Source organism: Bacteroidota bacterium (assembly GCA_039821555.1).
Taxonomy (GTDB): Bacteria; Bacteroidota; Rhodothermia; order Rhodothermales; family Rubricoccaceae; genus JBCBEX01.
Map to the genome: position 1 here is coordinate 92,813 of JBCBNX010000011.1, position 12,063 is coordinate 104,875.

Annotated in this window: 14 protein-coding genes and 1 tRNA gene; 3 read left to right on the top strand and 12 right to left on the bottom strand. The window is 68.2% G+C overall.

The features are described 5' to 3' along the window. Position 1: 1 nt before the first annotated feature. The 6 genes from AAFU51_12975 to AAFU51_13000 all read right to left on the bottom strand — a co-directional run bounded on the left by AAFU51_12975 (position 2) and on the right by AAFU51_13000 (position 3,907). A complete protein-coding gene (locus AAFU51_12975; GenBank protein MEO1572171.1) occupies positions 2-1,057 on the bottom strand; it encodes a lysylphosphatidylglycerol synthase transmembrane domain-containing protein in 1,056 nt (351 codons plus the stop codon). A 77-nt stretch (positions 1,058-1,134) separates the two neighbouring features. Further along, the gene (locus tag AAFU51_12980) at positions 1,135-1,710 is read right to left on the bottom strand and encodes an HIT domain-containing protein (GenBank protein ID MEO1572172.1); all 576 of its coding nucleotides are present in this window, start codon (positions 1,708-1,710) and stop codon (positions 1,135-1,137) included. 7 nt (positions 1,711-1,717) lie between these two features. After that, on the bottom strand, positions 1,718-2,230 hold the full coding sequence (locus AAFU51_12985; GenBank protein MEO1572173.1) for a methylated-DNA--[protein]-cysteine S-methyltransferase: 513 nt from the start codon (positions 2,228-2,230) through the stop codon (positions 1,718-1,720). A 95-nt stretch (positions 2,231-2,325) separates the two neighbouring features. After that, positions 2,326-3,156 (bottom strand): 2,3,4,5-tetrahydropyridine-2,6-dicarboxylate N-succinyltransferase, encoded by an 831-nt coding sequence (locus AAFU51_12990; GenBank protein ID MEO1572174.1) that lies wholly within the window; start codon positions 3,154-3,156, stop codon positions 2,326-2,328. Positions 3,157-3,240: 84 nt separating this feature from the next. Continuing rightward, on the bottom strand, positions 3,241-3,675 hold the full coding sequence (locus tag AAFU51_12995; GenBank protein ID MEO1572175.1) for a methylglyoxal synthase: 435 nt from the start codon (positions 3,673-3,675) through the stop codon (positions 3,241-3,243). Positions 3,676-3,688: 13 nt separating this feature from the next. Beyond that, positions 3,689-3,907 (bottom strand): DUF1569 domain-containing protein, encoded by a 219-nt coding sequence (locus AAFU51_13000; protein MEO1572176.1) that lies wholly within the window; start codon positions 3,905-3,907, stop codon positions 3,689-3,691. Here AAFU51_13000 and AAFU51_13005 point away from each other — a divergent pair. Next, positions 3,884-3,982 (top strand) — tRNA-OTHER (locus AAFU51_13005). The two genes, AAFU51_13000 and AAFU51_13005, sit on opposite strands and share 24 nt — an antisense overlap. A 225-nt stretch (positions 3,983-4,207) precedes the next feature. Here the strand turns inward: AAFU51_13005 and AAFU51_13010 are convergent. Next, entirely contained in the window at positions 4,208-4,600 is a 393-nt protein-coding gene (locus AAFU51_13010) for a VOC family protein (protein ID MEO1572177.1), read from the bottom strand. 19 nt (positions 4,601-4,619) lie between these two features. Further along, positions 4,620-5,279, bottom strand: a complete 660-nt coding sequence (locus AAFU51_13015; protein MEO1572178.1) for a 2TM domain-containing protein — start codon at positions 5,277-5,279, stop codon at positions 4,620-4,622. Between the two features lie 193 nt (positions 5,280-5,472). Here AAFU51_13015 and AAFU51_13020 point away from each other — a divergent pair, with 193 nt between their 5' ends. Beyond that, a complete protein-coding gene (locus AAFU51_13020; protein MEO1572179.1) occupies positions 5,473-6,804 on the top strand; it encodes an OmpA family protein in 1,332 nt (443 codons plus the stop codon). A gap of 107 nt (positions 6,805-6,911) precedes the next feature. Beyond that, positions 6,912-7,739 (top strand): hypothetical protein, encoded by an 828-nt coding sequence (locus tag AAFU51_13025; GenBank protein MEO1572180.1) that lies wholly within the window; start codon positions 6,912-6,914, stop codon positions 7,737-7,739. Positions 7,740-7,854: 115 nt separating this feature from the next. Here the strand turns inward: AAFU51_13025 and AAFU51_13030 are convergent, their stop codons facing one another. From AAFU51_13030 to AAFU51_13045, 4 genes are all read right to left on the bottom strand, one after another. Then, entirely contained in the window at positions 7,855-9,132 is a 1,278-nt protein-coding gene (locus AAFU51_13030) for a T9SS type A sorting domain-containing protein (protein MEO1572181.1), read from the bottom strand. Between the two features lie 201 nt (positions 9,133-9,333). Continuing rightward, positions 9,334-9,540 (bottom strand): hypothetical protein, encoded by a 207-nt coding sequence (locus AAFU51_13035; GenBank protein MEO1572182.1) that lies wholly within the window; start codon positions 9,538-9,540, stop codon positions 9,334-9,336. Between the two features lie 120 nt (positions 9,541-9,660). Further along, complete coding sequence (locus tag AAFU51_13040) at positions 9,661-11,313, bottom strand: T9SS type A sorting domain-containing protein (protein ID MEO1572183.1); 1,653 nt, start codon at positions 11,311-11,313, stop codon at positions 9,661-9,663. A gap of 244 nt (positions 11,314-11,557) precedes the next feature. Next, complete coding sequence (locus tag AAFU51_13045; GenBank protein ID MEO1572184.1) at positions 11,558-11,917, bottom strand: cupin domain-containing protein; 360 nt, start codon at positions 11,915-11,917, stop codon at positions 11,558-11,560. Positions 11,918-12,063: the final 146 nt, after the last annotated feature.

Consider the following 12,063-nt stretch of genomic DNA (forward strand, 5'->3'; position numbering starts at 1 on the left):
GCTACACGCCCTCCGGCTCCGCCTCGTCGTCCTTGCGGCGCGTGAGTGCCTCGCGGATCGTCCCCATCGTCACGACGAGGCCGATGCCGATGATGAGGTGGTAGGAAAGCAGCCGCCAGACCGTGACCACCACGCCGCGGGCCGCCAGCGGCAGGAACGGACCGACGAAGAGCATGAACAGCCCCTCCATCCCACCCGACGAGCCTGGCGTGGGGATGAGCAGGGCCGTCAGCCACATCCCGATGATGCGGATCAGCGTCGTGAAGGGGGGGATCTGTGCCACGCTCGCGAGGAGCGCGAAGAGGACGAGGTAGCGGCACATCCAGATTGCCGCCGTGTAGAGGTAGCCCACGACGAAGAAGCCCGGCGACTCCTTGCGGATGACGGTGGCCCGGGCTTCGAGCGCCTCCGTCTCGCGCTCCACGACGGAGGCAAAGCGCTTGAGCCAGCGGAAGCGCACCAGCCACCGCGCTACGCTGCTCAGCACCTGCGGGCGAATGATCGTGGCGAAGGCGAACAGACCCACCCATAGCCACAGGATCACGAAGTAGGCCGCGATCAGGCCCTGCCCAATGCTGCCGGCTGCCTCGGGAAAGACGTCCACGTAGCCGGACGCGATGAGGATGATGGGAACCGCTGTGGCGAACCACACCTGGTCCATGAGCATGGCGAAGAGCATCAGCGCCATCGCCTCGCCGACCGGGAGGCGGTTGTCTTTGGCGACGAAGTAGCCCGCCAACGGCGCGCCGCCGATGGCCGACGGCGTGACGGCGCTCATGAAGTCCCACGCGATCTGCCCGCGCACACCGCCGCGCCAGGTGAGGTGCCGGTGCGAGAAGAAGCGCAGCCGGACCCCTCCAATCACCACCATGCCGAGCAACGCCAGCGGTGCCAGCGCCGCCACGCGCAGGTCGAGCGTCGCGGCGATCTCGGTGAGCGCGCCCGGCTCGTACGTCCACCCCACGATCACGCCGAGCACGACCACGCTCAGGGCCACGGGCCAGGCGAGGTCGCGCCAGCGGAAGGAGGACGCAACGGGAGGCGTGGGGGGCGCCATCGAGCGCGGGGCCGGGTGGGTGAAGCAGCGCCGCCGAAGCTACCGCCCGGCTAACGCCTCGCCCACGAAAACGACGTTCATTCCCCCGTGGTAGCCCGTCCGTCGCCCCCAGTAGCCTGCGTGTCGCCCTCCGCCTCCATTTCCTCCGAATCGATTTCCTCCGAATCGACGGCGGCGATGAGCTTCTCGTAGGTCGCGCGCATCGCCTCGGGGATGACCTTGGTGCCCGCGACCGTGGGCATGAAGTTGGTGTCGGCCGTCCAGCGCGGTACCACGTGCACGTGGAGGTGCTCCGGGATGCCCGCCCCCGCCGCCGCACCCTCGTTGAGCCCGACGTTGAAGCCGTCGGGCGCGAGCGTGGCCCGTAGCCACCCCATCACCCGGCGAATCGTCCGCGCGATCTCGACGTGCGTATCGTCGTCGAGGTCAGCGTAGGTCGGCACCTCGCGATAGGGGACGATGAGCAGGTGCCCGTTGTTATACGGGTAGAGGTTCATCACCACGAACACGGTCGTCCCGCGCCACACGACGAAGTGCTCGGCGTCCCGCTCGGGCGTGGCGGCGATGCGGCTGAAGACCGAGCCCGTGCCCGGTGGCGGCGGCTCGTACGCTTCCACGTGCGTGGCGCGCCAGGGACTCCAGAGGTGGTTCATAGCCGGGCTAGCGTTGATCTCCAAACAGGTCCGGCGTCTCGGCAAGCGCGCCTTCGAGGTGCAGCAACGCCCGCTTCTTGTCGAGGCCGCCGAGGAAGCCTGTCAGGCTACCGTCGGCTCCGACGACGCGGTGGCAGGGCACCACCACCGGCAGCGGGTTCGCCGCGTTGGCTCGGCCGACCGCTTGCGCGGCTCCGGGCTGACCGAGCTGCTTGGCAAGTGCTCCGTAGCTCGTCACCGCGCCGTAGGGCAACGCTTGCAACGCCGACCACACGCGCTGCTGAAACGGCGTGCCCGACGGGGCGAGGGAGAGGTCGAACGTGCGCCGGTCGCCTGCGAAGTACGCCGTGAGTTGCGCCAGCGCCTCCGCGCAGCGTGCGGGGGCGATGGTCACAGCTTCGCCCATCCGGGCCTCGGCCTCGTCCACCGAGGCGAACGCCGTCCGCACGAGAGCGCCGTCGCCGTCGACGATTACGAGAAACGGCCCGAGCGGCGTGGCGAGGTCAGCGGCGCAGAGCATGGGAACGCAGGGATAGGAGCACGGCAGCAGTACGAGATACGAAACGAGCCCCGACCGCCGCTCCCACATCAACCCCGCGCGTCACCCGTGCCGCGCTATCGCAATGCGCCTTCGAGCGCTGTCGCGGCGTCCGTCGAGGCGTCGCGGTACTTCACGATCACGGGCGCAGCCAGCGCCAGGCCGTGCTGTTGCCCGAACTCGGACGAGACGGTCCGGCTGCCGGGCACGACGACCGCCCCGGCGGGGATTTCGAGCTGGCCGGACTCGCCGCGCGTGTGGATGATCTCATTCACGAGATCGTAGACCCGCGACGAGCCGGTGAGGATCACGCCCGCAGCTAGGACGGCTCCTTCGCGCACGACACAACCCTCGTAGACGCCGCACCCGCCGCCTACAAACACATGGTCCTCGACCACGACGGGCACCGCGCCGACCGGCTCCAGCACGCCGCCGATCTGAGCCGCTGCAGAGAGGTGTACGTGCTTCCCGATCTGCGCACAGCTACCCACGAGCGCGTGCGAGTCCACCATCGTGCCCGCATCCACGTAGGCGCCGACGTTGACGTACATCGGCGGCATGCACACGACGCCGCGCGCCAGGTGCGCCCCGCGCCGAATCGTCGAGCCGCCAGGCACCACGCGCACGCCATCGGCTAGCGTCATCGGCTTCGTCGGGTAGGTGTCTTTGTCGAAGAAGCGGAACGCGCCCTCGGACTGGTCCACGATCTCGCCGAGGCGGAAGCCGAGCAGGATGCCCTGCTTCACCCAGCCGTTCGCATGCCACGTGCCGTCCTCTGCGCGCTCGGCCGACCGCACCTCCCCTGCATCGAGCGCGTCGAGGAAGTCGCCCAGGACCGGCAGCGCCGCGGCCCGGTCGAGGTCAGGCGTGGCGACGAGGGCTTCGATGCGGGTACGGAGGTCAGACACGGGGCGACAGGGGAAGGCGTGCGAGAGAAATCGGCGGGACCCGACCCCCGAGGTATCGGGTCTGTTCCGTTCACCGGCGATGCTTTACACGTCTCGCTGGAGGTAGCCGTCGTAGTCCGGAAGCTGGCGCTCGTAGGGCCCGGCCATCAGCGGCGAGGCGATGAGGTAGTCAGCCGTTGTCTCGTTGCAGGCGACGGCCACGTTCCACACCACGGTGATGCGCAGGAGCGCCTTCACGTCGGGGTCGTGCGGCTGGGCATGGAGGGGGTCCCAGAAGAAAATCAGCACGTCGATGCCGCCCTCGGCGATGCGCGCGCCGAGCTGCTGATCGCCGCCGAGCGGGCCGCTCTGGAAGCGATGCACGTCCAGCCCGAGCGTCTCCTGAAGCAGCTTGCCCGTCGTGCCGGTCGCGTAGAGATGATGCCCTGTGAGCGCGCCGCGGTGCCGCTCGGCCCAGGCGAGCAGGTCGTCCTTCTTGTAGTCATGCGCCACGAGAGCGACGTGCTTGGCAGCGGTCATGGGCGAGGCGAGCCTAGGCCGCGTCTAGGTGCGCGAGCAGGTCAAACTGCGCGAGGTGGTGGCGGACGTGCTTGTGGTGGAAGCGCGCCCAGCCGTCCTGGCCGAGCGGGCCGAAGTACGGGTGGACGTGCGTCGCGTCGGGGTGAGCCGTCCAGTGCGCCTCGTAGCGCTGGACATGATCCATGAGCTTCGCGCGGGCGGCGTCGAGGCCGGCGTAGCGCAGCTTCGGCAGCGTGCCACTCTTGAACGGGTCGAAGTTGCGCGGGAAGGGATCGTCGGACTGGAGCGCGGCCTGCCGCCGGTCCCACTTTGCCTCAGGCGGCGTGACGGGCGAGGTCACGCGCCCATAGCTGAGCGCAGCCAGCAGCCCGAGGTGCTCCACCATGTGCTGCGGCGCCATCCGGCCCCACGCGGGTGCCCCGTCGGCCGCGAGGTAGTCGAGGGGAGCGACGAGGACGCGGAGGGGCGTGGACACAACAGCGAGGGGCATAACAGCGAGGGACACAGCAGCGAGGCGAACGAGGAAGGAGCGCTAGCCGCCGACCGGCGTGCACAGCTCGACGATGACACCGTTGAGGTCGCGGACGTAGGCGACGGTCTGCCCCCACGGCTTCTGCGTCGGCTCGGCCAGCACCGCAGCGCCCGCCTCGGTGGCCCGCTCGAACGCCGCGGCCACATCGTCGGTCACCAGCGCCACCTCAAAGGCTGCGGGCGGCGCCGACGAATCGGCGGGGCGATAGGCCGCGGTGAAGTTCGAGGCGGCCAGTTCGTCGGCCGCAAAGGCGAGGACGGTCGCCCCCGTCTCTAGCTCGGCATAGTCGCCGGACTCGTGGACGAAGCGCCGGGCGAGCCCAAACGCCTGCTCGTAAAACGCCACAGCGCGTTCGACGTCTGGGACATAGAGAATGAGATAACCGAGAAGCATGGAGGGCGAGGCGAGGAGGTTAGTGGACACGCCTCGCAAGATAGGCGGCGCGCGCCTCGTCGGGCACCTGCCCGTTGTCCTCCGGCAGCGCGTCGAGATCGATACGCTGGGCCCTGGCAGATGGTGTCTGAGTCAATGGCGCCTCGGCCGGCGTCGTCTGGGCTTCGGACGCCGTCTGGGCACGATAGTCGGCCTCCACGATCTCCCAGTCCCGGCTCGTCACGATGGCTTCGAGGTGCTCGATGCGCCGGAGCAGGCGCGCCGTGTCCACGTCCTGCGTCTGGCGGTGCCGCGCCTCCTCTTCGTCGACGGCCTCATGGACGAGCGCACGCAGCCGTTCGATCGACGCCTCGTCCTCATCGCGCTGGATGCCCATCAGCTCCTGCATCTTGCGCTCCTCCCACTTCGAGCCGAGGCCCGGCGTCCCAAACACCTCCGCGGCATGGCCCATCACGCCGAAGCCCCAGCCGAGGAACGCATAGATGAACCACAGGTGGCTCGGGTCGGTGAAGAGGTTGATCCCGAGCAGGATCGGCATCGTGACGAGGAAGCTGGCGAGGTGCCAGTAGAACTCCTTCAGCTTCACGACGTGCTGCCGCGCCTGCTCCTCGGTCATCGGGCCAACGGGCTTCTGGTAGCGGGACGGCGTGGCGGCCGTCAGGTCGGTCGGACGGGACATAGCGGGGCTCGGCTGCAAGGCTCGGCTGGACGAGAAACAACGCACCGAGCAACTACGGCTGCGCCTGCCGCGGTGTTGCGCCAGGCCATCAAGCGTGGGGCCGCACGTAGATCCGGCTAGGCGGTGATCCGCTCCGGCGCGCGGTTCCGTACTAGAGAGTGACCTGGGCCTTTCTCCCCAACCCCGACCAGCCATGCTGACCCGTTTTCTCCTGCTCCTGTTCGTCGTGACGCCGCTTACGCTTCTCGCGCCGCCCGCCGAGGCGCAGTCCATCTTCGAGCGCGCACGCCGGGCCGCCGAGCGCGGGGCCGAGCGCGCTGTCGAGCGCGAGGCCGAGCGCCGCGCCGACCGCATCGTCACCGGGGCCATCGAGTGCGCCCTCGGCGACGAAGCCTGCGTCCGTCGTGCCGAGGCCGAGGGCCAAGAGGTCGTCTACGTGGACAACGACGGCAACCCGGTCGACACCGGCGCCGCGCCCGCTGCCGCCCCTGACGCTTCGTCCGACGCGGAGAGCCTCCGCCCCGGCGAGGGCGCGTGGGCCAACTACGACTTCGTCCCCGGCGACCGCGTGCTCTACTTCGACGACTACGAGGACGACTACGTCGGCAACGTGCCGCGCCGCCTCGACTTCAAGAGCGGCGTCATGGAGGTCGTACGCACCGCCGACGGCGGGCAGCAGCTTCGCTTCGCCGACAACAGCAGCATCGCGCTGCCTCTCTCCGAGACGCTGCCCGAGCGCTTCACGATCGAGTTCGACCTCTACAGCGGCGACAACTGGAACGCGCTCACCCTCGGCACTGGCCCGCTCGACAACCCGAGCGATGACTACGGGTGCTTCCAGGGCGGCCTCCAGAACTACTCCAGCGCGTTCTTCAAGGTCGGGAGCTTCTTCGAGACGGGGGTGACCGGCGGCAACGGCGGCTCGTCCACGCAGAACCTCAACACGCACGAGCAACGGATGGTGCCGGTCCGCATCGCCGTGGACGGGTCGTACGTGAAGATGTACATCGGCGAGAACCGCGTTGCCAACGTGCCCAACGCCGACATCCAGCGCACCGACCGCGTGCTCCTCACGGTCTGCGGCGAACTGGCCGCCGAGGACAACGACCAGCGCGGTCCGATCCTGCTCGACAACGTCCGCATCGCGGCCGGCGGGCGCACGATCCTCTACGAGCAGCTGCAGGCCGACGGCCGCGTCGCGCTCGGCGGGCTCCTCTTCGACACGGGCTCGGCGACGCTGCGCCCCGAGTCGACGCCGACGCTCCAGGATCTCATGCGCACGCTGGAGCGCAACCCCGACCTGCGCCTGCGCATCGAGGGACACACCGACAACACGGGCAACGCCCAGGCCAACCAGCGCCTCAGCCAGGACCGCGCCGATGCCGTCCGCGCCTACCTCACCGGCGAGGGCATCGACGCCAGCCGCCTCGAAACGCAGGGCCTCGGCGACGCCAACCCGGTCGCGGACAACGGCACACCAGAAGGGCGACAGACGAACCGCCGCGTTGAGATTGTTAAGCTGTAGGCCTGGCTGCACCCATGCACCACGACGGCCCGCGTCGTACCCTGATGCGCGGGCCTCTCTAGCCACGCTCACCCGCCCCACGCCTTCTCCACCGACTTCCTGATCCCATGAACCGCCTCCTTTCCTGTCTCCTGCTTGCGGGCCTCATGCTCGCTGGACCCGCCTGGGCCCAGCCCTCCGGCGCCGATGTCATCCAGCGCACCATCGACCGCTACGCAGACCGCATGGCGAACATCGACAACTATGCCGTCACGCAGACCATGTCGATGATGAACATGTCCTTGACGACCTACTACGAGCGCGATCCCGACGGCGGCCCGCTCGCCTACACGGCCACGACCTACGTGAACGGCCAGCCGAACATGGGCGACGGCGGCGACATGGACGACCCCTACGCGGTGCTCGCCTGCATGAAGGAGCAGGCCACCTACGCCGGCACCGAAACCATCGACGGCGAGGACACCATCATCGTGCGCATCGATGACATGGGCGCGTGCGCCGAGGAGATGGGCATGTCTGGGCAGCCCGGCATGGACGACGGCGAACTGGAGAGCGGCACGATGTACATCGACCGCGACGACTACGTCCTCCGCCGCATGGTCATGGACGGCACGCTCAACGCCGACGGCCGCTCTGCCGAGTTCAGCACCACCATGACGATGTCGGACTACCGCACGACGGACGGCCTGCTCCACCCCTGGCTCACCGAGATGGTCATGACGGGCATGGACGCGATGATGGGCGGCGAGGACGGCGGGGACCTCCAGTCGCAGATCGCCGAAATGCGCGCTCAGATGGAAGAGATTCCGGAGTCGATGCGCAGCATGATCGAGGACCAGATCAAGATGCTGGAAGACTCGATGCAGGGCGACGGCATGACGGTGACGATGACCGTGACGGACGTGACCGTCAACCAGGGCCCGCCAACCGAGTAGACCCCACGCTTCTTCGAAAAGCAGCGAGGCCGCCCCTACCGGACGGCCTCGCTTTGTCTTTTCGTCGCTGCGTTTTCCCGTGACTGCGTCCCACGCTGGATGCAGATGACGTCGGCTAGCGCACGACGGTCACGCGCTGCGTCTCCCGCGCGCCCTCGCTCACGATCTCGACGACGTAGACACCGCCTGCCAGCCCTGTCGCATCGAAGCGCGCCTCGACGCTCACGTCGGCCGCGGGTGTGCCGTCGTAGAGCGTCTGCACGGGACGCCCGAGGAGGTCATAGACCACGACGCGCACGGGCACAGAGCGCGGCACAGCGAAGGCCACCGTCGCCTCCGTGCGGATCGGGTTCGGGTAGGTGTCGGTGAGCCACAGCGCGCCCACCACGCCGACCTCGACCTCGACCTCGGGCAGGACCTCGAAGCGCCCGTCGAAATCGAGCTGACGGAGGCGGAACGTGTAGGTGCCCGGCGCGAGGTCGGGGAGGCGGAACGCATAGGCCTGCGCCTCGCTCGTAGTGCCGGCGCCCGCCACGAAGTCGAGCGTCTCGAACGTGGACGCGCCCGAGGCCCGCGCCTCGATCTCGAAGCCGCTGTTGTTCGTCTCCGACGCCGTCGCCCACTGCAGCACCACGTCGGCGCCATCAACTTGAGCATCGAAGGACGTCAGCTCGACGGGAATCACCTGCGACCAGCCGAAGTCTTCGAGGAAGTTGAGCGCCAAGCCAGGGTCGTGGATGGCGCGCCCTGCCGTGAGCGCGTGCTTCATGAGCTCGTCCGGGTAGTCTGGCGTGTTGAAGTGCGAGTAGGTCGAGCCGGGCGCATAGGTGGCCGGGGTGTAGAGCTGTTGCCGCCCGCCCGTCACACTGTCGATGAAGAGGTTCGTGTTGCCGCTCACCGTGCCGCCCGTCAGGATGGTGGCGAGATTGGACGAGGGGTTGGCGTAGGGTGGGTTTGCCAGGATGGACGCGTTGCCACCGTCCTCCACGAACAGGTCGAAGCCGTAGGGAAAGCCGCCGTTGTTGATGCAGCCCTGCCCCCCCGGGAAACTCGAGCAGCGCCCGGTGCCTGTGCCATCGCTGATGCCTGCCGACCCTGCGAAGCCAAGCCCGTGTCCGATCTCGTGCAACACCACCGTCACGAAGTCCTGCTCGCCCGCGGGCGTATTACCGTCGGTCCCGAAGTACCAATCCAGAAAAATGTTGGGCGTGCTGAAGATCGTGGTCATCTCCGCCGTGGTCCCGTTGAGGTCGGTACTTGCCAGCGCGTTGGCGAGCGCGATCTGGTAGAAGACGTTGGCCTGCGGAGCCCCCGAGAAGTCGCGGGCGAAGGCGTTGGCCGCCGAGCCACCAAGCGCACCGAATGGTAGCTGGTTCGACCAGCAGGCATCCACGACAACATCTACGGGCGTGTCAACCTGACCGTCCCAGATGGTGGTTGCGAAGACGAAGGCGTTTTGCGCTGCCGCAGGCCACGCGCGGCAAGCAAGACCAAAGGCGAAGTCTCCCGCGCCCAGGAAGTTGACCGTGACGGTGCCCGACTGGCTCGTTCGGAACGCGCGAGCCGGCGGCGGCGGGATGGAGGCCGCGCCGGTTTAGGGCAAGGCGGGCGTCCAGTGGTCCGGCCCGTCTGGGATATACACGTCGCCTGCTACGTCAGCAAGCGCCTCGTCGTCTGGAGCGTGGGAGTGCATCTCGCCACCGTGGGAGTGCATCCCGCCGTGCCGATGCGCTTGCGCGTAGGCTTCGGGGAGCGTGAAGGCGGCGAGCAGTAGGGCGGCTAGGAACGAAACAAAGCGCATGAGAGAGGGCGGCTAGGCGGGAAGGTAGGACACGCAACATCTGCATGTCTCGCAACATACCGCCCGGCCCGGTTGCGCACAACGGGGGTTTACCCGGGTGCTCGGCGCCCTGTGTGCCGACTAGCGAACCACCGTCACGCGCTGCGTCTCGCGGAAGCGCTCGCCTGCGATCTCGATGACGTAGGGGCCGCTCGCTAGGCCGTGCCCGTTCACCTGCACCTCGACCGGCGCGTTGGCCGTCGGCGTGCCCTCGTAGACCGTCTGCACGGCGCGACCAAGCAGGTCATAGAGCACGGCGCGAACGGGCTCGGCCTCCTGCACGGCGAAGGCAAGCGTGGCAGTGCCCGCGAAGGGGTTCGGGTAGGCGCTCGCCGCCCAGTGCGTGCCGACGACCTCAACGGTCACCTCGACCGCAGGGAAGACCTCGAAGCCGCCGTCGAAGTCGACCTGGCGGAGGCGGAAGGCGTAGGTGCCGGGCGTGAGCGTGGCGGTGCGAAAGCTGTAGGCTTGTGCCTCGGCGGTCGTGCCGCGCCCCTGGACGAAGTCGAGCAGGGCGAAGTCGGCGGCGCCGGGCGTGCGCACCTGCACCTCGAAGCCGCTGTTGTTCGTCTCCGACGCCGTCGCCCAGTTGAGGATCACGTCCTCGCCCGCGCGGCTCACGTCGAACGCGACCAGCTCGACCGGGACCACCGACGCCCATCCGAGGTCTTCGAGGAGGTCGAGGGCGAGGCCCGGGTCGTGGACGGCCTGACCGTTGGGCAGCGACGGCTTCATGAGCTCACTCGGGTAGAGCGAGAGGTCGAAGTGCGAGTAGCTGGAGCCCCCCGCGTAGCTCGACGGCGTGTAGAGCCGCTGCGTGCCGATGGTCGAGCCGGTGAAGAAGACGCCGGTGCTGCTGCCGACCGTGCCGCCGGTGAGGATGGTCGCGAGGTCACCCGACGGGTTGGCGTAGGTGGCTGTGGTGAGGAGGCTCGTGCCGCTGCCGTCGTAGGCGTAGCGGTCGAAGGCATAGGGGATGGTGCTGCCGTTGTTGATGCAGCCCTGGCCCGCTGGCGCGGAGGAGCACCGCCCGGTGCCGTTGTTGATGCCCGCGCTGCCCGCGAAGCCGAGGCCGTGCCCGATCTCATGCATCACCACCGTCACGAAGTCATACTGCGCGAACGCCGGGCTGGCGTCGGTGCCGTAGTACCAGTCGGTGCGGTTGCCGTTGAAGACCGCATAGATCTCTTCAGAGCCAGCGCCGTTGCGGTCGGTCTCGGAGAGCGCATTGGCCAGCGCAACGGGATACCAGGTGTTGGTGTAGGGCGCGTTGGTGAAGTTGCGGTAGTACGAGCGCGCGCCCGCCGCGCCGAGGGTGCCGGAAGAGAGGCTCGTCGTCCAGCATGCCTTGACCGTGATGTCTTCCGGCGAGTTGATCAGCCCGCCCCACACGTCGGCTGCATACTGGAAGGCAGTCTGTGCGTCCGTCGGCCAGCTCGCGCAGGCGTAGGCTCCGAAGAGCGTCGTACCGCTCGCCATGAAGTCGACGTTGAACGTGGCCGTTGCCTTTTCGCCGCGGGCCTTGAGAGCACGCTCAGGAGCCGGGATGGAGAGGGTCCCCTCGAACGGGGCCGCTGGGAGGACACAGAGTTGTCCCGGCGCGTGCTTGTGCCCATGCGGAGCCGCCGCCGCGAAGTCAAGCACATGGTCCTGCGCAAGCAGTGTTGGGACGCTGACGGCCAGCACTGTGAGCAGGAGTGCGCACCGGAGCGCGCGATTCGTAGCGAGGGGCATGAGGACGATGCAGGCGACGGCAAAATGGGTGAGACCTCGCCCTGGTCAAAGCATGTGCCTCCCCTCACGGCAACCACCTCCTCGCGTGGCCTTGACCCAGCCCCCCGGTTCGGTGGGCACCAATGGTGCCCGAACGTTCCGCTATGGGCCTGCAATACCATTACCGGGTCCCACTGGAGGCCCTGCCGAACAGGGCACCTCTCTACTCGCCCGCGTTCGTACCGACTCGGTCAAGCGCACCGCATCATTCCTCACGCCCGGCCGCATCCGGGCTGAACGCTGGCGCACAGACGGCCCAATACTCGCACGCGTCCGTCGCCGAGGGATTCGAGTAGCGCACGCGCTCGCCCGCCTCGCAGAGCACCGTCTCGCCCGGTCCCACGTCGAGGAAGCCGCCGTCGTGCTCCACGCGCATCGTGCCGCGTAGCACGATGGTGACCTCGTCGAAGGTCGGCGTCTGGACTGGCTCGCCCCAGGCAGGCGGCGCGACCATGTGCGCCACGCTCAGGCTTGCCGTGCCCGTGCGCACGCGCCCAACGTGCTCCTCGATGAGCTTGCCGCCGGGGACAGGAATACGGGTCGGGTCGGAGATCTTGCGGGGCATAGATAGCCAGGTCGGTGCGGTGAAGGACGAAGAACCGCAAGATCCTCAACGCGCTACGGTAGTGCCACAGCTACGGTAGTGCCACAGCTACGGTAGTGCCACAGCTACGGTAGTGCCACAGCTACGGTAGTGCCACAGCTACGGTA